Origin of the sequence: Litorilituus lipolyticus (genome assembly GCF_006439335.1) — a bacterium.
In the GTDB taxonomy this organism is placed as follows: Bacteria; Pseudomonadota; Gammaproteobacteria; order Enterobacterales; family Alteromonadaceae; genus Colwellia; species Colwellia lipolytica.
Genome location: NZ_SAWY01000020.1, coordinates 120145 through 142257 on the forward strand (window position 1 = coordinate 120145; position 22113 = coordinate 142257).

Here is a 22113-nt window from a genome sequence, read left to right on the forward strand (position 1 = left end):
ATGCTCTAGCCCACGGATATACATTAATTTTTTTCTATATTAAGCCGTCGATTTAATTTTTTTACTATATCAATTGATACTCCCTCAACCCCATCACTGCTCTGAATTTGATAGGGTGGAAAGTGCTCTGTTACTATCTCTGCAACCTCTTGTGAAAAGACATTTGGCACTAAAAAAATGTAGCTAAAGACAACAGAAAAATAAACCGACAGTAAACGCATACAGCTCGCCTAATAAAGTGCCAATTACGAACATATCATTATATATACCCTCGCATTTGAAAACATCATAGGTAACTGACTTAACCTGATGAAAGCCTACTAAAGCTGATATTTGCGAAAGCAATATTGAGACGCTCTAACTAATCATAGACTATATGAAAAGATTTTATTCTTGCTAGGTATTGGAGCACATGAAGATCACCTTATTAGAATGTATTAGTTATGTAACGTTGTTAAGTTTAGCTACAGCACTTAACATAGATAAAGTTACTGCAAAACAAATAGACAATATTACCGATGGCCCATATGTTCGTTATGTTAACAATAGCGACTCTTTAAATTTTGTTTGGCTTTGCAATGGAAAGATTAATCAACGAGATATAAAATCCTCATCCCTAGAACGCAGTTTAATGAGTGCGGTTTAAAAGCTAATATCCCCAAAAACCTCTCGGTTATTCCGCCACATTCAGTTGAGCTAACCAAAGCAAAAATAGCAGCGATAAGTGATATTCATGGTCAAATTGATATTTTTAAAACTCTATTAGCTAAACACGCTATTACAGATAAAACGGGCAACTGGATATTTAACGACGGTCATTTAGTCATTACGGGAGATATCTTTGATCGTGGCGATAATGTGACAGAAATATTGTGGTTTTTGTTTGAACTAGAGCAACAAGCAGAGTTATCAGGAGGGAAATTACACCTTCTTCTGGGCAATCACGAGGTAATGGTGCTTACCAATGACCTAAGGTATTTAAGTGATAAATATCTTCACGTTGAAAAGTTATTAAATCAAAGCATGACAGAGTTATATGCACCAACATCAATATTAGGCACCTGGTTGCGAAGTAAGAATGTCGTTCTTAAATTAAATGATATGGTTTTTCTGCATGGTGGATTGCATCCTGAACTTGTAGACAAGTCTCTTTCCCTAGCGGACATTAACCAACTTTTTCGTCTGTATCTTTCTGAAAAATCACTAAGTGAAGTCGATAAAAATATTGCAGAGTATTTACATGGCATTGATGGACCAATTTGGTACCGAGGCTACTTTAACGAAGAGCAGCCAATAGGTTTTGCAAAGTTAATTGCTCATTTTAATGTATCTAAATTCATCGTAGGCCATACATCTCAAGAGCAAATTGAAACCAGATACAAAGATAAAGTTATTGCAATCGATTCAAGTATTAAATACGGAAACAACGGTGAAATACTGCTAATTGAAGGTGATAAATTTTATCGAGGCCTTCTTAATGGTCAAAAAATTCAACTTCTTTAAATTTAGCCTCGCAATAAAAATAAATTTATAGAGCAGTCTTATATTCAACAACATGTAACTTATAATTAAAGGTTAAAAAATGTCCCTAAAAAGCCAAGACCGTCAACAAATGAAGTTACCAATAATTTCAGCAGAAGACTGTCGAATATCTCCAGAGTTAATCATTTTATTTAAAAGTCTGCCTTTACCTTGCGAGGAATATAAGAGCCTTCCTATAATATTGGCCTATTGTGGCCTAAATTACGTGGAGCTTTTAGGAGAAAGCCATGTAGCTATGCTTTATGTTATGTACAAACATTGGCAGTTAACACAAAGTAATATTATAAAACAAACTGAACTAATTGACGCTTCAAATGCCCTTATAAATAACTCCAAGTTTAATAAGAGATATCAGTGGGCTAGATTGGTATCTAAGCAACCCCCTCATCATGGCTACTCATGCCAAATAGCAAACAATAGTAATGCATAATACATTCAAAATTCACATTTTTCATAAATATGGATATTAAAAAACCCGCTGACTAAGCGGGTTTCATAAGTTTTAGTAACACTGATATCATTCTAAGTGCGTTACATTTCTACGAGGTCTCAGAACGGGATATCATCATCAAAATCAATTGATGGTTCTTGTGGGTTTACTTTTGGTGCTTGTTGCTGCTGTTGTGGAGCAAAGCCACCTTGTTGTTGACCTTGGTTAGCAAAACCGCCACCTTGTTGTGGTTTATTATAACCTTGTTGTGGTGCAGCTTGCTGTTGGCCTTGGTTAAAGCCGCCTTGTTGCGGTTTATTATAACCTTGTTGAGGTGCCGCTTGTTGTTGGCTTTGGTTAAAACCACCTTGTTGTGGTGCTTGCTGTTGGAAGCCACCTTGTTGAGGTGCTGGTTGCTGGAAACCACCTGGCTGTTGGCCGCCTGATTGACCACGACCATCTAGCATTTGCATGGTACCATTAAAACCTTGAACTACCACTTCTGTTGTATATTGATCTTGGCCTTGCTGATTTTGCCATTTACGCGTTTGTAATTGGCCTTCAATATAAACTTTTGAGCCCTTTTTAAGGTATTCACCCGCAATTTCAGCCAACTTGCCAAACATTGCAACACGGTGCCATTCAGTTTTCTCTTTTTGCTCACCTGTTTGCTTATCTTTCCACGAATCAGACGTTGCAATAGTAAGGTTAGCTACTGCGCCACCATTTGGCATAAAACGTACCTCAGGATCTTTGCCTAAGTTACCTACAAGAATTACTTTATTTACACCTGCCATGAAAATTTCCTATTGAATGTGCATAGAATTTTATCGCGCTGTACACAATAAAATCACTTTTGAAAAAATTTAGTTAAGAGGACAATTCTATAGTGAGAAGGAATAATTTTCGAGAGATTTTTAATTAAATCGTGAATTATTTTGTTCTTCAACTTATCTTAATATTGAAAAGCTATACAGAAGAAAAACAACTTCTATTTTAGTTAATTGATTCTATTCAATTTAGCCTATTCTTTTAACTTTTAGCGTATTATTTAAAATGAAACTATTCTTGCTCTGCTATCAAATGTGTTTGTAATTTCGTTCTGATTTCATCTGAAATTTTCTTCGAAGCTTGAGCTTGGTAATCAAAGTTAACCATGGTCGCAATACCTGTAACGCATTTTTCATTATGCTGCCAAAGTTCTTGATATACTTCAAACGAAGCACCACCAATACGCTTAATAAAAGTACGCATTTCTATAGGCTGACCAAAGTATAATTGCCCTAAATAAGAAATTTCTACTTTAGCAATAATTAACTGCCACTTTTTAGGATCTAGATCAGGTGTGAAAAATCGAAAGATCCCTTCTCTACCACCTTCAAACCAAGTTGCCACTCTCGTGTTATTAATATGCCCTAAAGCATCAGTATCACTAAAACGTGGCGTTATATTCTCACTAAACATAAGTTTTCACCTACTCTTTTTCACATACTTATAAACAAGTTAAGCATCATATACCAAAACACATGAAGGTATAGTATCTTAAATTAACTTATCTATTTGCTCTGGTGCACTATGACAAAATTTATTCACTTCATTTTCATTATATTACTCTGTTTTTCAACAGCCTCAATTGCTTTTGCAGATTCAATAGCACCAGAGAGAAGTGTTGGTGAAGGTCCATATAAACGCTTAATACTAAGAGGTGGTATTGTTGTCAGTGGAGAAGGAGCTCCAGCAAGAGGGCCGATGGATATCGTAATAGAAAATGATCGCATAGTAAAAATGGTCAGTGTCGGTAACCCAGGGGTGCCAATAAAAAGCAAATATCGCCCTGTAGCTCGCAAGGGCGATGTAGAAATGAATGTAGAAGGCCAATATATTTTGCCTGGCTTTATTGATATGCATGCACATATTGGTGGTAGTGCCCCTAATATACCTGCTGAATATGTATTTAAACTTTGGTTAGCTCACGGCATTACCACCATCAGAGAGCCAGGTAGTTTTAATGGGGCAGAATGGGTAGTTGATCATGTTAAACGTAGTGAAAAAAATACCATTGCTGCTCCACGCATTGTTCCTTACTTTATGTTTGGACTAGGTGAAGATGCCCCTATTAATACTCCTAAAAAAGCGAAGCAATGGGTAAAATCGATTACCAAGCAAGGCGCTAAAGGGATTAAGTTTTTTGGCGCAACACCAGAAATAATGACAGCAGCGTTAACTGAGGCTAAAAAACAAGGATTAGGAAGCATGATGCATCATGCCCAGCTAGAAGTTACCAATATGAATGTGGTTGATTCAGCAAGACTTGGTTTAACTACAATGGAGCATTGGTATGGTCTACCTGAAGCACTTTTTGAACATCAGCACATTCAAAACTATTCGCCTGATTATAACTACAATAATGAACAAGACAGGTTCGGTGAGGCAGGAAGACTTTGGCAACAAGCTGCAAAAGAAGGCAGTGAAAAATGGTTAGCCGTTCGAGATGAATTACTCGCTTTAGACTTCACTTTAGACCCAACCTTTACCATATATGAAGCGAGTCGCGATTTAATGCGGGATATGAATGCTGATTGGCATAAAGACTACACCTTACCAACACTTTGGAACTTTTTTCAACCAAATCGCTATGCTCATGGCTCTTATTGGTTTGATTTTACCACAGATGATGAAATCGCGTGGAAAAAGAATTATCAACAATGGATGAGTTTTGTGAATGATTATAAAAATAATGGTGGGCGCGTTACTGTTGGCTCTGATTCCGGCTACATATTTAAGATTTATGGTTTTAGCTATATTCGCGAGCTGGAACTACTTAGAGAAGCAGGTTTTAACGCTTTAGAGGTCATCCAAGCAGCAACCATTAATGGCGCTCAAGCGTTAGGAATGGATAAAGATATTGGTTCAATTATAGTAGGAAAAAAAGCTGATTTAGTCATAGTAAATGAAAATCCATTACGTAACTTTAAAGTGCTTTATGGTACGGGTCATTTTCGTTTAAGTGATGACAACAAACCGATTAGAGCAGGAGGCGTAAATTACACCATTAAAGATGGTATCGTTTACGATGCTAAAGCATTGTTATCTCAAGTAAGAGCTCTAGTAAAAGCAGCTAAAGCTAGTGCAAAAAATGAATAGTTTTTTTAAGAAAAAATAACTAAAAACTCAACAATATTTATAAGTTAGCGCTATAGTTAAGGTAAGAATGAATTAACTCTTAGTTTAACTTGCGCTGATATAACCAGCCAATTCCCTTTAACTTATGATTTTTAAAGGTACGCTGTCTTCTTGTCAAAGTTCATAACAAAAATAACAACAGAGCCTAAACTCATTATTCATAGAAAAGCATGGCTAAATACTATTGTTTTTTCTGCTCTGCCAATCCTTTATCTTACTTGTGCGATAAATAATGCACAGGCACAAACGGCGACAACCCCAGTAACATCAAATACTCATACTTCTGTCTCTAGCATTCACCCAACTAACCCAAATAATGCCATCATTAGCCATGAAAAGTGTAATTCGGAACAGGCAAAGGTCATTTTTAAGCCACAAACCATATTTGATGAATCTGAAGACGGTATTATTTTCTTACATCGCTGGGCTAATGCGATTCATATCGACACTAAAGTGATGACATTAGAAAATGAAGCCGCTTTTTTTCTTAATAAGTGTACTAAAACATTCGCCGATATGGCCGAGTTAGAACGTCACCTTAGAAGCAGAAAATATATTCGAGATGCTAAGGTTAGTAGCGATGAAGATGGTGAAAACATTACCGTCACCACTTGGGATAATTGGTCATTAATGCCTACCATTAGCTTTGGTCGTAAAGGGGGGGTTAATACTTATAGTTTTGGTATTAAAGAGCGAAACTTACTCGGTTTGGGTATTGATGCTGAAATTGAATCATATAAAAATGCTCAGCGAAAAGGTTATAAAATTGTCAGCACGATCCCGCTTTTTCAAAAACAAAATACTGATATAAAACTGAGATTTTCTGACAATGATGATGGCGAACAAAAATCATTTTTTCTACAAAAGCGATTTGCTGCTTTTCATATTCCTTATGCCTATCGTGTCGGCTTTAATGATGACTCACGCGATGATACGATCTTTCAAAACGGCAGTGAACAAAGTATTTTCGCCCACGAGATTAATTATAAAACGTTAAGTTATGCATGGTTGAATTTTAATACACCAACAAACTTATTGCGTTATCGCTTGGGTTTTACCCAAGACGAACATGAGTTTTATGACGCAAGGCTTCCCAGTAATCAAGAAACTTCAGTGCAAACAACGCAACTGCCTTACGACAGAAAGTTTTTATATCCTTGGTTTGGTTTGGAATATATAGAAAAAGATTTTCGTAAATTAACTAATGTTCACCTTATTTCTCAAATTGAAGACTTTAATCATGGCTGGCAATTTAATGCTCAATTAGGCATAGGTAACGGTAATAAAGAAAACTCTGCTTGGTCATTATGGAAAATGCAAATTAAAAAAGGCTTCAATATCAATGCTAAAAGTTTATTACTGCTCAATTTAGCCTTTGCTGGTGATATTTATAAAGACAGAAGTAACCGTATATTAGCGAGTTTAAATAGCGAGTACTTTTATCGATTTAATAACCGTTGGGGCTTTTACCTAAACAACATCAACTTTATCAGTGATAACCAGTATTTAGATAAACCTGTCACTATGGGAGGAAACAGCGGTTTACGGGGTTTTCCTTTGCAATACCAACACGGAAAAAACAGCGTAAAACTTACTTCTGAAATACGCTATTACCCTAACATTAACTTGTTTAAACTATTCGATTTAGCAGGCGTTGCCTTTGTAGATGCTGGTAGAGCTTTCGGTGGCTCTCCTGTTGCGAATATTGAAAAAGATTGGCTCAGTTCTGCGGGTCTTGGTTTGAGGTTATATTCACCACACTCTGGCGGTAATCATCAAGTTATACATTTAGATTTTGCTTTTCCACAAAGCAAAAACCCTGACATCAATAGTTTTGAGATCAGGGTTCAAGCAAAAAAATCTTTTTAGTACGCTATATAACCTCAACTCGGGATAAAAAATTAGCTAGCTATCTAATTAGTATAGCTAGATCTAAATTTATAAAAAGCGTTTCAATATTTTATCTAGTTGTGTCACGCGAATTTTATTGAGTAATTTTTGCGGCTTTTCAGGGTAATCCTGTACTGATTCAATATCAGCATAGTTATTAATTTTATTAGTCTGCACTAAAATACCTAGAATTTCATCATTCACTTTCGGCATTAAGTGCTTAGACGGATCATCAACCAACAAACCGTTTTCTAAATCAAGAGTCCATGCTCTAGGGTTTAGATTACTTCCTGTTAGCATGTGAAAACGTTCATCGATAACGAGCCCTTTCAGGTGAAAGCTATTGCCTTCGTGCTTCCATAAATGAACATTGAGTAAGCCTTGATCAATAAACTTTTGATATTTTTTCAAAAAGCGTTTTAACAACATTTCATAAATATAAGGAACAATACAAATCGTACTAAACTTATCTTGCTCTGCAACATAGAAATCATTAGCCGTTTTATCACCGACGATCAACGAAATACTAACACCTCGCTTTAATGCTTTAACAACATCTTTTGCTAAAACTGGTGGCAAATTGAAGTAAGGCGTAAAGATAGTAATGCTATTTTGTGCATTTTGAATTAACTGACGGATGGAGCGATTTAGCTTATTACCACGACGTCCATAACCTACCAGAGGCGTTATGGTCATTTTATCTTTTAAGCTAGTAGATTTTCCTTCGTCCAAGGCGGCATATTGCTTGCTCTTTAACAGTGACTTTAACGCGATAATATTTCTTTTTTGCTCTGCTGGACTAGGCAAGTTCGCTTGATTAAGCTTTGGTGAATATCCTGGTTTAACAAAGACTTCACTTAAATAATGGCAAAAGTTATCTGCTAACGATTTGCTATTGATACTTGCATATCTATCAAGTCGATAACGATCGCCTTGATGAAGGTAGATATTGTTGATGCTCGCGCCGGTATAGAACAAGATATCGTCAAAGACCATACCTTTTAAATGCAGCACACCAAACAATTCTTTGCGCTTTACTGCAACGCCATAAATATCAATAGTCTGCTGATATTGCTCTGCTAATTTCAAATAAAGTGAACGATTACCTAAGCTCTCTTTTTCGCCTATTAAACCGCGTTGTCCTCGATGAAAATCAACAAAAACTTTAATATCTAAATCAGGATATTTTGCTTTAGCGTCATATAAAGCATGCAAGATTTCTCTGCCTGCTTCATCATCTTGAACATATAGTGCTGTGATGAAAATCCGCTGGCGTGCAGCGGATATCAGCGCTAATAACTGCTCTTTATATTGTTTAGGCGAAGAGTAAACTTCAATATCATTGCCGGTAACGACTATTTCTTTCACTGCACTTTATTTTATAAAATCTTCAATTATCACGAGTATACCAAGATTAAATATCTGGTGCACCAGACTTTTTGTTATCCTCTTGAAATCCTTATTATATCGAAGATGCAAGTTCCGCAGCTTGACGAATAGCACGCTTGGCATCCAACTCAGCAGCAACATTTGCCCCACCAATTAGGTGCACTTTTAAGCCACCTGCAACAAGTTGCTCTTGCAAATCACGATTAGGCTCTTGTCCTGCACAAATAATGACATTATCAACATCGATTAATTGTTCTTCACCATTCACTTCAATGACTAAGCCTTCATCATTTATCGCTTTATAAGTAGCGCCTGGTATCATAGCGACACCATTTTTTATCAGGTGAGCACGATGCACCCAACCAGATGTTTTACCAAGCCCTTTACCTACTTTACTGGTTTTACGTTGTAATAAAGTAATCTCACGCTTAGCTTTATGAGGCTCTGCTGTTGACGGTAATAACGCGCCGTTATTTTGGTAAGACTTATCAACTCCCCAATTTGTTAACCATGCATCTAGATCGTTTGTTAATGATTTTTCATCGAGCAAGTAACTTGCTACATCAAAACCAATACCGCCAGCACCAATAATGGCTACTTTGCTACCAACAGGCTCTTTATCACGCAAGACTTGTAAATAGCTTTTCACTTTTTCATGATCTATGCCTTCAATATCCAATCTTCTTGGCTTAATTCCCGTAGCTAAAATCACTTCATCAAAGCCTGCCGCTAATAATTGTTCAGCACTTTGCTCACTATTCAAATGAAGAGGAATATCAAGTAATGCTATTTTTTTATTAAAGTAACGTAAGGTTTCATAAAACTCTTCTTTGCCCGGTATTTGCTTAGCAACATTAAATTGACCACCTATTTCACTTTGCTTATCAAATAGTTCAACTTTATGACCGCGTTCGGTTGCATAGACACTAAAAGCTAATCCAGCAGGACCCGCACCAATAACGGCTAAGCGTTTTGATTGCGGAGTGTCTTTCAATACTAATTCTGTTTCATAACATGCCATCGGATTCACTAAACAAGAAGCACGTTTTTGCATGAATACATGATCTAAACAGGCTTGGTTACAACCAATACAAGTATTAATTTCATCCGCTTTGTTTTCTGCTGCTTTATTCACAAAATCAGCATCAGCTAAAAATGGTCTCGCCATAGACACCATATCAGCATGGCCCGAAGCAAGTACTTCTTCAGCAACCTCAGGAGTGTTGATCCTATTAGTTGTCACTAAAGGAATAGACACTTCCTTCTTCATTCGCTCTGTGATCCATGTAAAAGCAGCACGTGGTACTGACGTTACAATGGTTGGCACTCTTGCTTCATGCCAACCTATACCAGTATTAATGATGGTAGCACCTGCTTGTTCAACTGCCTTAGCCATTGAAACCACTTCTTCCCAGCTGTTACCGCCTTCAACTAAATCGAGCATGGAAAGACGAAAAATTATAATAAACTTTTCACCCACTTTTGCTCTAACCGCCTTTACCGTTTCTACAGCAAGGCGCATGCGATTTTCAATACTACCGCCCCACTCGTCTGTTCTCTTATTAGTGCGAGTACAAGCAAATTGATTGATTAAATACCCTTCTGAACCCATAATTTCTACACCGTCATATCCTGCTTTTGCTGCAAGTTTTGATGCGCTGGCGTAATCTTTAATCGTGCCTTTGATTTGTCGTACCGACATAGCGCGAGGTGTGAACGGCGTTATTGGTGACTTGACTTTGCTCGGTGCAACACTGAAGGGATGATAGGCATAACGACCTGTATGCAATAACTGTAAACAAATTTTAGTTGGATATTTATGAACCGCTTCTGTTACTTGTTTATGTTTTTTTACTTGCCAGAAATGACTTAACTCACTACCAAAAGGCGCAATTCGGCCTCTAAGGTTTGGACTAACACCACCAGTTACAATAAGGCCTACCCCGCCTTTTGCTCGAGCTTGGTAAAAAGCAGCTAGTTTTGCAAAACCACCCTTTTCTTCCTCAAGCCCTGTATGCATCGATCCCATCAGGGTTCTATTGGCGATTTGAGTAAAGCCCAAATCAAGTGGTTTTAATAAGTTTGGGTACTGTGATGTTGTCATAATTGCTCTCATTGGTCTAACCAGTAAGTATAAATTAAGCTTAATTTCACTAAATTTCAAGCTAATTTTGACACCTGTCAGATTGAATTATTATTAGCAATGTAAACTTACTGCTAGAAAAGGCATAATTTACTATAGTGCTTGATCACATTATTGATTAAATTAATCACTAATTATAAACACACAAAAAAACCATTTTATCGAATTCTGAGCTTAGCTTTCTTATGACGCACATTAAAACAGCTTACATTGACCAAATCATTACGCATTTAGAAGAGGAGTTGCAACATGCCATGACAGCAGCTAATGAAGCACATGCAGCAGCAACTGATGATCAAAGTGTTGCTGAAACTCAGTATGATACATTAGCCATTGAAGCTAGCTATTTAGCTCATGGGCAGTCACAAAGAGCTTATGAATATCAGCAAGGAATTATTGCTTATAAAGCACTGGCCAAGTCTTTAGAAAAGCACAGCCATATTGAAGAAGTAACTCTAGGCTCCTTGATTCAATTGAGTGAAGATGAACAGCTTAATAAATGGTACTTTTTAGGCCCCGCAGCAGGCGGTTTTAGCTTTAAAACACAAAACCTCACCATCATAATAATCACACCGCAATCGCCACTTGGTGAGGCACTTATGGGCAAAGCGGTAGAAGATGATATCAATCTAGCACTTGGTAACAAGCAACTTGACGATTACATTAGCCAAATAAGTTAGCACCCTCTACGCCACACTAACTATTTTCAATTCTAAAACCCACTTTAATGGTTACTTGGTAATGACCCACTTTTCCATCAACAATATGGCCGCGAGTTTCCACAACCTCAAACCAATCCATATGGTTAATTGATTTACTACATTGAGCTAAGGCATTTTCAATAGCTTCTTCAATAGAGTGTTTGGAAGAACCAACGATTTCAATTTTCTTGTAACTATGGTGATCTGACATGTGCTACCCCGTTAAGCATAATAACTATGCTTAACAGTAGTAGACATATGAGGAATGTTCCAATGGGCAGAAATATGATATTTCCAATGAAACAGGCTTTTACGATTAGGTTTGACTTTGTAACAGCGCTTTAATTTCAGCTAAATTAACCGTTTTATCATCAACTTTTAAATAAGCTACAGCTTCGGTGTGAACTAAAGTCGCCTCAATTACACCCGGCATATTAATCAGTTGCTCAGCAATTTCATCAGCTTTCTCTTCGCAGGTAATTGTGGTTGCAAAGCTAAAGCTTTTTGATTTTTTCAATTGTTGCATGCCAAAAGTAAGTAACAACCAAATAACACTTGCTAACGCCATAGCTAAGAAAATCATCTGTTCACCATATTGGCTTGCAATAAATCCACCAATAATCCCGCCAACAAATGCCCCTAAAAACTGGCTACTTGAATATATTCCCATAACACTTCCTTTTACGCCAGCTGGCGCAATGCGGGATAAAATCGAGGGCATCGTTGCTTCAAGATAATTAAAGGCGGTAAAAAACAACACAATAGAGAAAATTAAGCTGCCTAAGCCCATAGGTAAAAGCCACAGTAAAAATAGCGACAAGGCAAACAAAGTAACTGCTGCGCTAAACATGGCTTTTTCTTTTTGCTTTTTAATGGCAATAATCATAAATGGCACCATTAGAAAGAATGAGCCCAGTAAAGTAGGTAAATAAATTTGCCAGTGACTTTCTAGGGCTAAACCACTTTCAACAAATTGCTTAGGAAGTGTTACAAAGCAGGCCGTTAAGGCCATATGCAAAATAAAGACGCCCCAATTTAAACGAGATAATTGAGGGTGGCGAATTAAGGTTGATATTTGTTCAGGTAAAGCAACATTATCACCACGCGGCGCTTTGTTGACTGAATAAGGCACCATAAACTTTATCATAAACATGGCAATGATAGTCAACAAGCCAGTAAACCAAAACAAACCACTTAACCCAAAAGATTCAGCGACAATGGGCCCTAAGATCATAGCAAAAGTGAATGATAAACCAATAAACATACCGATAGTCGCCATGACTTTAGGTCGTTGTTCTTCTCGACTTAAATCAGCCGCTAAAGCTAGAACTGCACTCGCAATAGCGCCCATACCTTGAATTGCTCGACCAAGAACAACGCCATAGATAGTTTCAGACATGGCAGCGACAATGCTACCAATTAAAAATACTAATAACCCAGCAAGTATTACCGGCTTTCTGCCAAACTTATCCGATAAAATCCCCATAGGTATTTGCAATAATGCTTGCGTTAATCCGTATGCGCCAATAGCTAAACCTAACCAAATAGGGCTATAACCCACTAACTGCTCACCATAAATGGCAAACACCGGCAAGATCATAAACAAACCTAACATACGTACGCCAAATACACTGGCAAGAGAAAAAGCAGCTTTTTTCTCAATACGGTTTAAACCTGAAACACTCATGAAGATTTTTACCTAATTCTTAACTAGCGGGAAATTTGAATCGCCGTAGTTTATCACGCTAGCAGCAGTAGCCAAAATATTCCTGTGATTTGAATCAAATCATATGAGAATAAAATAACAAACCATCGCAACTATAGACGAAACAACGAAGCTAAGTAACGCGCCTTCAATAACCATATTCTTTATTGACACTTCGCCAGTACCAAACGCAATAGCATTAGGTGCAGTAGCAACAGGCAACATAAAGGCACAACTAGCAGCCATTGCCGCAGGTATCATAAAAACAGCGGGATCAACACCAGAGGAAATCGCCGCAACAGCTAATATTGGCATCAATAGCGTCGCGGTTGCTGTATTACTGGTGATTTCTGTTAAGTAGGTGACAAATAAGCAAATAGCTACCATCATCAGAACCGGTGGAAAACTTGATAATGACGTCAACCAATTCCCCAAAATAGTACTTAAACCAGAGGCACTAAAACCTTTGGCAATAGCAATACCGCCAGCAAACAATAATAACATCCCCCAAGGAATTGTTTTAGCGGTATCCCAATCGAGCAAACGCCCCTCTTTTTTACCGTTAGGGATCATAAACATTAGCACTACCGCAAACAAAGCAACGGTACTGTCACCGACACCTTTCACCCCTAACAAACCACTCCAACCACCAAAAGGCTCGCTACGCGTTATCCAAGCCAAAGCGGTTAAACCAAAGACCAAAAGTGTACGTTTTTCTTCTGTGCGCCAAGCACCAAGTTTAGGTAACACCAAATCCTGTTCTAATTTAACCTTTCTCGTCAGCCAAAAAGCCATAATAGGCAAAGAAATCAGTACTACAGGCACACCAATTTTCATCCAAGCAAGAAAGCCAAACTCCTGCCCTGTATGCTCTTCATAAATGCCAGCAAAAATAACATTAGGCGGCGTACCAATTAAAGTACCTATACCGCCAACACTGGCCGCGTAAGCAATACCTAAAATCAACGCCACTTTAAGGTTTCTATTATCAACATGCGCTAAAATAGCTAACGCCATAGGGAGCATTATCAAGGTAGTTGCCGTATTGGAAATCCACATACTTAAAAAACCAGCCGCTAACATAAAGCCTAGTACTAGACGCCTACCACTTGAAATGCCAACAATACGAATCATATAAACCGCTAGCCTTTCATGAGCACCACTTTTTTCCAGAGACTTAGACAACATAAAAGCCCCCATCAACAGCAATATCACATGACTGCCCAATGAGGCAGCAACCGCTTTATGGTCTAATATGCCAAACAAAGGCAACAATGCAAAAGGGACTAACGAAGTAGCGGGAATTGGTAAGGCCTCACTCACCCACCAAATAACGGTTAGTAAGGTAATGGCAGCAGCAATCGCTGGTTTTTCCGCAACAGCTATACTGCCTAAGAAAAAGTAAAAAGCTAGCGCTAGCAAAGGCCCAAGAACAATGAAGTGTTTTCTTTTTATTATCATTTTTTATTATTAATATCGATGGATAAACTAGCAGAGAAAATATCATTATTAGTTTAACTAAGCTACTGACAATTAATTCCCTTGCGTATGTTGGTGTGTCATAATAATCGGCTGATATTTTACCGCTAGATAAATAGATAAAAATGAAAAGTATTGAAGTTAGGGGCGCTCGTACCCACAACCTGAAAAACATCAATTTAGAAATTCCACGTGACAAATTAGTCGTGATTACAGGACTTTCTGGTTCAGGTAAATCATCTCTTGCCTTTGATACCTTATATGCTGAAGGTCAACGTCGTTATGTTGAATCACTATCAGCTTATGCACGTCAGTTTTTATCTCTAATGGAAAAGCCCGATGTCGATCACATTGAAGGTTTGTCACCTGCAATATCTATTGAGCAAAAATCAACGTCTCATAACCCACGCTCTACAGTGGGAACCATCACCGAAATTTATGATTACTTACGTTTGCTCTATGCGCGCGTTGGTGAACCACGCTGTCCAGAACATAACACGCCATTAGCTGCGCAAACCATTTCTCAAATGGTTGATAAGGTGCTAGAACTAGAAGAAGGCACTAAGGTAATGTTACTGGCGCCCGTTTTACAAAACCGTAAAGGTGAGCATGTAAAACTTCTCGATAACCTAGCCGCCCAAGGTTTTATCAGAGCTAGAATTGATGGCGAAGTATGTGATTTATCTGATCCACCAACTTTAGAACTTCATAAAAAACACACTATTGAAGTAGTCGTTGATCGACTGAAAGTACGCGACGATATTCAACTCCGTTTAGCAGAATCTTTTGAAACAGCCCTTGGCTTAACTTCTGGCACTGCCAAAGTTGCCTTTATGGATAAACCTGATCAAGATGAATTAATTTTCTCTGCTAACTTTGCCTGCCCACATTGTGGTTACAGCATGCAAGAACTTGAGCCCCGCCTTTTTTCATTCAATAACCCAGCAGGTGCTTGTCAAACCTGTGATGGATTAGGTATAGAGCAGTTCTTTGATAGCAAGCGTGTCATCGCCAATGAAGAGCTTAGTCTTGCTGGTGGCGCGATCCGCGGTTGGGACAAACGAAATTTTTACTATTTTCAAATGTTACAAGCATTGGCTGAACATTATAACTTTGAAGTAGATAAACCTTTTAATAGCCTGCCTAAAGAAGCGCAAAAAGTCGTACTTTATGGTAGTGGCAAACAAGAAATAGAATTTAAATACATGAACGATAGAGGTGATGTTGTTTTTCGTAAACACCCTTTTGAAGGTATTTTAAATAATATGCAACGCCGCTATAAAGAAACCGAATCTAATGCGGTGCGCGAAGAACTGGCTAAATACCTGAACAGTCAACATTGTCCAGATTGTAACGGCAGTCGTTTACGTCTTGAAGCACGTAACGTTTTCATTGCCGATACACCCTTACCGGTAGTTTCTGAGTTTGCCATTGCTGATGCCTTAGCCTTTTTCAAAGATTTACACCTTACTGGTCAAAAAGGACAAATTGCAGAAAAGATATTAAAAGAAATAAACGATCGCTTAGGATTTTTAGTAAATGTTGGCTTAAATTACTTAAACCTATCGCGTAGTGCCGATACTTTATCAGGCGGTGAAGCACAACGCATTCGCTTAGCAAGTCAAATAGGCGCAGGTTTAGTTGGCGTAATGTATGTACTAGATGAGCCTTCTATTGGCTTACATCAACGTGATAACGAGCGTTTACTTAACACCTTAATTCATCTAAGAGATTTAGGTAATACTGTTATTGTGGTTGAACATGATGAAGATGCCATTAGAGCAGCTGACTTTGTTATTGATATTGGCCCAGGTGCGGGTGTGCATGGGGGTAATATAATTGCTCAAGGTAAGGTTGATGAGATATTAGCTTGTGAGGACTCACTGACCGGAAAATACCTATCTGGTAAGGAAATGATCGAGATCCCAAGTGCTAGACATCCTTTTGATAAAGACAATATTGTCGAGTTAATAGGCGCCACGGGTAACAACTTAAAGAATGTTAACCTTACCATACCTAATGGTTTAATGACCTGTATAACTGGTGTCTCTGGTTCAGGTAAATCAACCTTAATTAACGATACTTTGTATAAGTTGGCGCATATTGAGTTAAATGGAGCTACCACGCAAGAGCCTGCGCCTTATAAAGAAATTAAGGGCTTAGATAAGCTTGATAAAGTTATTGATATTGACCAAAGCCCGATAGGTAGAACGCCACGTTCAAACCCAGCAACTTACACTGGTATATTCACCGCTATTCGTGAAATATTTTCTGCCACCCAAGAAGCTCGCTCACGTGGTTATAAACCAGGTCGCTTTAGCTTTAATGTTAAAGGCGGTCGCTGTGAAGCCTGCCAAGGTGACGGATTAATTAAAGTAGAAATGCACTTTTTACCTGACGTCTATGTACCTTGTGATGTTTGTAAGAGTAAACGATATAACCGTGAAACCTTAGAAGTGCTTTACAAAGGCAAGAATATTCATGAAGTACTCGATATGACCATTGAAGATGCTTTTGAATTCTTTAATGCCATTCCTGCGGTAAAACGTAAACTTCAAACCCTGATGGATGTAGGTTTAAGTTATATTAAATTAGGGCAATCGGCCACTACACTCTCTGGTGGTGAAGCGCAACGAGTTAAGCTTTCAAAAGAGCTCTCTAAACGTGATACCGGTAAAACCTTGTATATATTAGATGAGCCTACTACAGGTCTTCACTTTCATGATATTAAGCAGTTATTGCAGGTTATTCATCGTTTACGTGACCACGGTAATACCATTGTGGTTATTGAGCATAACCTTGATGTGATTAAAACTGCCGACTGGATTGTCGATTTAGGCCCAGAAGGGGGCTCAGGCGGTGGTGAAATACTAGTGACAGGTACGCCAGAGCAAGTGGTAGAACATAAAACTTCACATACGGCGCATTTTTTAAAGCCATTACTAACATAATAAAGAGTTAACATTATTAAGGATTAACAATGAAAGTGATGAACTCTGAACGACTCAGCTATCGGCTAATGGATCAAAATGATGGTGAAATATTATGGCAGCTTGATCAAGACCCTGAGGTAATGAAATATATCAGCGGTGGAAAAATTAATACCATGGACGATATTAATACCATCTTTCTACCGCGTATGGCCAAATATACCAACCCTGAACAAGGTTGGGGGTTATGGCAAGTATGTGACAAAATTAGCCAGGAGTACCTAGGTTGGGTTTTAGTTAGACCAATGGATTTCTTCAGTGATGAGCCTAAATATAAAGATATAGAACTTGGCTGGCGCTTTTTCAAAAAAGCTTGGGGTAAAGGCTATGCCACTGAAGCTGCTCAGGCAATAAAAGATGCACTCGTTGAGCAAACTGATATTGATTATGTGTCAGCCATTGCCTTAGAAGAAAATGTGGGCTCAATAAATATCATGAAAAAAATAGGGATGACGTTCCTTAAGAAAGAACTTCATCAAGATCCACTTGGCGATTTGGATGCAGTTTACTACCAAATGCCGACAAAATAATTTACAGTGCTGGTCTAGTTTATAACAATAAATAAAAAACCTATGCCAGCTTCAAACAAACCGTTTACTCCTTTACACCTTTTTATCTACTGCCTCGCCTTTACGAGTGGCTTTTCCATCATGGGCATTGAACTACTCGCAGGTAGAATTTTAGCGCCCTTCTTTGGCTCTAGTGTTCATATTTGGGGCAGTATCATTACAGTGTTTATGTTGAGTTTATCTTTAGGCTACTTGTTAGGTGGTAAGCTCTCAACCAAATCAGCATCATTAACTCGCTACGGTTTTATTTTTATACTGGCAAGCATCACCATTTTACCTGTGGTTACTTCAAGCCAATGGTTAATGGAAGCAATATTTTTAACCATTGAAGATTCGCGTTACGGTTCGTTATTAGCCTCTACGGTCTTGTTTTTCATTCCTACCGTAATTTTAGGTATGTTATCTCCCTACTCTGTTAGATTATTAGTCACCAACTCCAACGAAAGTGGTCAAGTAGCAGGCAAACTATACTTTGTTTCTACCCTAGGTAGTGCCTTAGGTACCATCATTACCTCATTCTACTTCGTTATGTGGTTTGAAATTAACACCATAATTGTCAGCTTCAGCTTAATCCTTGGTTCTTTAGGACTATTAGCCGTAGTCGTCGACAAAATATCACTCAACAGTCTTTCAACCGCAACAAAGAGTACTTGCGATGTTTAGTCATAACACATTTAATTTCACCCTGATAACTACCCTAGGTTTTTTACTATTAATTTCGCTCCTCTCTCAGCCAGTGAGTGCTAAAGTGGTGCATAAAGAGCGTTCGCTTTATCGTAATATTTTAATTGAAGATAAGGGCGATTTACGTTGCTTAAAATTTAACGTAAAAAGCAGTAAAACACAGCAAAGTTGCTTTTTAAAAAGCCAACCAGAAAGGCTCTACTTTAATTATACAAAGTTGCTGTTATCAAGTTTACTCATCAACCCAAACCCTGAAAAAATACTTATTATTGGCCTAGGTGGTGGCACAATGTCTAACACCTTGCATCAATTACTACCAGATAGCCAAATTGATAATATTGAAATTGATAACAGCGTTATTAAAGTTGCCCGAGAGTACTTTAAATTTTTTGAAAATGACCACATCAAAGCCATTAGTCAAGATGGTCGGGTATTTGTTAAGCGTGCCTTATTAAAAAAGCAACAATACGATTGGATTATTCTTGATGCTTTTAACGGTGACTACATCCCTGAACACTTAATGACAAAAGAATTTCTAGAAGAAATTAAAAACTTACTAACACCCCAAGGTGTGTTAACAGCCAATACTTTTTCAGTGAGCAAGCTTTACGATTACGAGTCAGCCACTTATAAAGATGTTTTCGGCGACTTTTATCAAGTCAGAAATTTAAAAAATAGTAACCGTGTCATTCTAGCAATGAACCCTCAGCATAATGTGCATAACGCTGATATTAGTGCAATAACAAAGGCTAATGTTAAAGCGCTAGAAAAGCCGCTAAAACAATTTGGTGTCGATATACAGCTTTTAGTAGAAAGCATGAGCTCTACAAAAAATGCAGAAGACTGGCCTAGAAATACACCTGTTTTAACAGATCAATTTGCACCAGCTAACTTACTTAACATGAAATAGAGCCAATTAAGAAAATACCAAACATAAAAAGGCCCATCAGCTTTAAACTGATGGGCCTTTATTATTCATTTATAATTAAATTAAATAATTAATTCAAATAACTAAGTTGTTTACTCAAAAAGTGACGAATCAATAACAAAGCCATTATTGGTTGCACCTAAATCGAGTACACCTAAACATTGCTGCGCACTGTCTACTAATGCCATGCGATCACCTTCAACCCAGTAATCAGCACTGTACGACTCACCATTATTTAATGTGCCATAGTCACTTCCAAGGCTCATTTGGCCAGTTGCATTATCAACCCAATGAAGTGTAACCGCAGTATCAGTCATGTTCGTTACACTAAATCCTGCTGCTGAATTGCTTGTACGAGTATATGGCTCAAGTAAATCACAACTTCCAATCTCTGGCGCAGGTAATTCAATAACATCGGCAACGAGTTCATCTGAGATGGTGTACTCATTATCTTCGCTATTTAAAACAGCTACGCCTAAACAGTTCTGATTTTCATCAGTAATCATCAGGCGGTCGCCCTGTGCCCAATAGTCTGCTGTATAGCTTTCACCTGAAACTAAGGTTGCATAGTTAGTACCAAAACTCGGAGAGCCGTTAGTATTAATCCAATAAAGATTAACTGGTACATCTGTTGGGTTAGTTACACTAAAGCCTTCTGCTGTAATAGTCGTTCTATCATAGTAGGCAGTCGCTAAATCACACGTACCTATAGTACCAGGATCAGGTAACGGTACTGACACAGGTAATTCTGGCGTAGTAATTTCTTTTAAAGTAACAGGCTCAGGTAACTCAACTGAACAGTCACTTCCTGAACAGGCTGTAATATACATATCAACGATATCAGTACCTGAGTAGCTGCTGTCTATTACAGCATAATAAGTACCAGCACGAACATCAGTAAAGCTACAACTTTCCTCATTACCAGCATTCCCTTCTGAATAAGTATCGCACTCAATAGGGTCTGCATATGACCAATGCGGTACAGTATCTTTATTAACCATTAAAGCAACATTACCTGAGCCACCTGATGTTGCAATAGTGATATCAGATACGCCTTCTGGCACTTCTACAGAGTATACCCAACCACCACGGCCTTCCACTTTTTTAAACTCACCTAAAGCAAGTGGCTTTGCACTGCCTTCAAATTGTGCGCGAACATCATTAGTATAATAGTCAACAAATTCGGTTTCATAATTTTCAGTAAATGTTGTTAATAACGCATTAAACTCATCCCACTCACCTGCACGCATATGAGATAGCATTGTCGTAACATCACTTGGATGTTTTTCTATTAAGAATGCAACGGCTAACTGCCCCCATGAATACGGACTTGGTGTGCCATTATTATTATGTTGATCAAAAATCTCAGCCAAGGTATATCGAGTATCACCTGAAACAGATGTTTCAAAACGTTGATATGGCTCGTTATAATATGTGCCCAAATATTCAGCTAGGCCTTCTGACCACCAGCCCATATCTCTTTTATAGCCACCTTCTTTGTTATATCGACCATCTAAAGCATGGATATACTCATGATCTAATGAGCGAATAATGTGACGACCGCCTGACCATTCCAAGCCATTAAAAGTATTTACAATAGAGCTATGATAAAACTCAGTTGGCGCTGTCTCATAATAAATTCCCGACTCATTATTACTATCAAACAAATAGCCCATCCAAGCTTTATGGTTGGTTAAGTTTGCGAAGATATTAATATCAGTAAATTCATTTAAATCATTAGGGACAGGCGTTTGAAATTCAGGGGCAACACCCGAATTTAGTACCTCATCGAACCTTACTTTCGTTTCAGCCAATACATCACATGCTTGTGTTAATTCATCATCAGTTAAATCTTGAGCGCGAATATTTACTGGCACTTCACAAGTTTTTGCATTTGAGAATAGACTTGTTGATGCCCAAAGTGTTCCATCGTTCACAGCTCCAGCAGCATCAACTAAAACGTAATACCTTCCCGCCTGTGGTTGGTCAATAACACAAACTTCGCTCCAATCAGCGCCATTATAAGAAATACAATCGAAATTACCTGCTTCACCCGCTGTTGGCTTTTCTGCAAAACGCACATAAATATCAGGGTCGCCTAAGCTCTCATTGGCAAGCCCTACAGCCATACTTACCGTTAAGGTTGCACTATCTTCAGGTACATCGACATAGTACATAGTGCCTTCTGTTATGTTGACATGCTCAATGGCTTGATCTAGCTCTAATAGCTCTGCGGTTTCAACAGGCTGAACAACTACCGGTGTTTTTTCTACTTCTGGTTCATCACTGCTCGAACCTCCACAACCAAAAAGTAGGAAAGAGCTTGCTAGTGCAAGGCTTATTTTTGTTAACTTAAAATCCATCACAACCCTCTTATTGTAATTTTGTTATATTGAATGCAAAACACAATATACCAAAATAAACTAAGAGTGAAATATTTAAACAAGATATAGTTAAAGCCTTTGGGTATATAAGGAAGA

The 22113-nt window shown here is 38.1% G+C and carries 18 protein-coding genes; 9 read left to right on the forward strand and 9 right to left on the reverse strand.

The features are described from left to right. Positions 1–23: 23 nt before the first annotated feature. Positions 24–221 (reverse strand): hypothetical protein, encoded by a 198-nt coding sequence (locus tag EPA86_RS09830; protein WP_140603272.1) that lies wholly within the window; start codon positions 219–221, stop codon positions 24–26. A 191-nt stretch (positions 222–412) separates the two neighbouring features. Here EPA86_RS09830 and EPA86_RS09835 point away from each other — a divergent pair, with 191 nt between their 5' ends. Continuing rightward, the gene (locus EPA86_RS09835) at positions 413–646 is read left to right on the forward strand and encodes a hypothetical protein (protein ID WP_140603273.1); all 234 of its coding nucleotides are present in this window, start codon (positions 413–415) and stop codon (positions 644–646) included. A gap of 74 nt (positions 647–720) precedes the next feature. After that, positions 721–1503, forward strand: a complete 783-nt coding sequence (locus tag EPA86_RS09840) for a metallophosphoesterase (RefSeq protein WP_281284875.1) — start codon at positions 721–723, stop codon at positions 1501–1503. A 588-nt stretch (positions 1504–2091) separates the two neighbouring features. On the opposite strand, the gene ssb is transcribed toward EPA86_RS09840, so the two are convergent. After that, a complete protein-coding gene (ssb, locus tag EPA86_RS09845) occupies positions 2092–2769 on the reverse strand; it encodes a single-stranded DNA-binding protein (RefSeq protein WP_246058340.1) in 678 nt (225 codons plus the stop codon). 265 nt (positions 2770–3034) lie between these two features. Further along, positions 3035–3436: an acyl-CoA thioesterase gene (locus EPA86_RS09850; protein WP_140603276.1), complete on the reverse strand. Its 402-nt coding sequence runs from the start codon at positions 3434–3436 to the stop codon at positions 3035–3037. Between the two features lie 111 nt (positions 3437–3547). Between EPA86_RS09850 and EPA86_RS09855 the strand changes: the two genes are divergently transcribed. Both EPA86_RS09855 and EPA86_RS09860 read left to right on the forward strand, forming a co-directional pair. Continuing rightward, positions 3548–5116: an amidohydrolase family protein gene (locus EPA86_RS09855; protein WP_140603277.1), complete on the forward strand. Its 1569-nt coding sequence runs from the start codon at positions 3548–3550 to the stop codon at positions 5114–5116. Positions 5117–5266: 150 nt separating this feature from the next. Beyond that, complete coding sequence (locus tag EPA86_RS09860) at positions 5267–7024, forward strand: BamA/TamA family outer membrane protein (RefSeq protein ID WP_211664926.1); 1758 nt, start codon at positions 5267–5269, stop codon at positions 7022–7024. Between the two features lie 69 nt (positions 7025–7093). Here EPA86_RS09860 and pssA read toward each other — a convergent pair whose 3' ends face one another. Continuing rightward, a complete protein-coding gene (pssA, locus tag EPA86_RS09865; protein WP_140603278.1) occupies positions 7094–8413 on the reverse strand; it encodes a CDP-diacylglycerol--serine O-phosphatidyltransferase in 1320 nt (439 codons plus the stop codon). 94 nt (positions 8414–8507) lie between these two features. Further along, the gene (locus EPA86_RS09870; protein WP_140603279.1) at positions 8508–10538 is read right to left on the reverse strand and encodes an NADPH-dependent 2,4-dienoyl-CoA reductase; all 2031 of its coding nucleotides are present in this window, start codon (positions 10536–10538) and stop codon (positions 8508–8510) included. A gap of 224 nt (positions 10539–10762) precedes the next feature. Here EPA86_RS09870 and EPA86_RS09875 point away from each other — a divergent pair, with 224 nt between their 5' ends. After that, positions 10763–11257 carry a hypothetical protein gene (locus EPA86_RS09875; protein WP_140603280.1) on the forward strand — a complete coding sequence of 165 codons (495 nt, stop codon included), beginning with the start codon at positions 10763–10765 and terminating at the stop codon, positions 11255–11257. A gap of 16 nt (positions 11258–11273) precedes the next feature. On the opposite strand, the gene EPA86_RS09880 is transcribed toward EPA86_RS09875, so the two are convergent. The 3 genes from EPA86_RS09880 to EPA86_RS09890 form a co-directional block, all read right to left on the reverse strand. Next, on the reverse strand, positions 11274–11489 hold the full coding sequence (locus EPA86_RS09880) for a dodecin (protein WP_140603281.1): 216 nt from the start codon (positions 11487–11489) through the stop codon (positions 11274–11276). Positions 11490–11594: 105 nt separating this feature from the next. Further along, positions 11595–12965, reverse strand: a complete 1371-nt coding sequence (locus EPA86_RS09885; protein ID WP_140603282.1) for an MFS transporter — start codon at positions 12963–12965, stop codon at positions 11595–11597. A 99-nt stretch (positions 12966–13064) separates the two neighbouring features. Beyond that, a complete protein-coding gene (locus EPA86_RS09890; RefSeq protein WP_140603283.1) occupies positions 13065–14444 on the reverse strand; it encodes an SLC13 family permease in 1380 nt (459 codons plus the stop codon). A gap of 143 nt (positions 14445–14587) precedes the next feature. Here EPA86_RS09890 and uvrA point away from each other — a divergent pair, with 143 nt between their 5' ends. From uvrA to EPA86_RS09910, 4 genes are read left to right on the forward strand one after another with little or no spacing between them, the layout of a single operon-like run. Further along, positions 14588–17413, forward strand: a complete 2826-nt coding sequence (uvrA, locus tag EPA86_RS09895) for an excinuclease ABC subunit UvrA (RefSeq protein WP_140603284.1) — start codon at positions 14588–14590, stop codon at positions 17411–17413. A 29-nt stretch (positions 17414–17442) separates the two neighbouring features. Then, positions 17443–17982: a GNAT family N-acetyltransferase gene (locus tag EPA86_RS09900; protein WP_140603285.1), complete on the forward strand. Its 540-nt coding sequence runs from the start codon at positions 17443–17445 to the stop codon at positions 17980–17982. 42 nt (positions 17983–18024) lie between these two features. Next, entirely contained in the window at positions 18025–18684 is a 660-nt protein-coding gene (locus EPA86_RS09905; RefSeq protein ID WP_140603286.1) for a fused MFS/spermidine synthase, read from the forward strand. Next, positions 18677–19615, forward strand: a complete 939-nt coding sequence (locus EPA86_RS09910; protein ID WP_140603287.1) for a spermidine synthase — start codon at positions 18677–18679, stop codon at positions 19613–19615. The genes EPA86_RS09905 and EPA86_RS09910 overlap by 8 nt, the downstream gene beginning before the upstream one ends. A gap of 110 nt (positions 19616–19725) precedes the next feature. Here EPA86_RS09910 and EPA86_RS09915 read toward each other — a convergent pair whose 3' ends face one another. Then, on the reverse strand, positions 19726–21996 hold the full coding sequence (locus tag EPA86_RS09915) for a collagenase (protein ID WP_140603288.1): 2271 nt from the start codon (positions 21994–21996) through the stop codon (positions 19726–19728). Between the last annotated feature and the right edge of the window lie 117 nt (positions 21997–22113).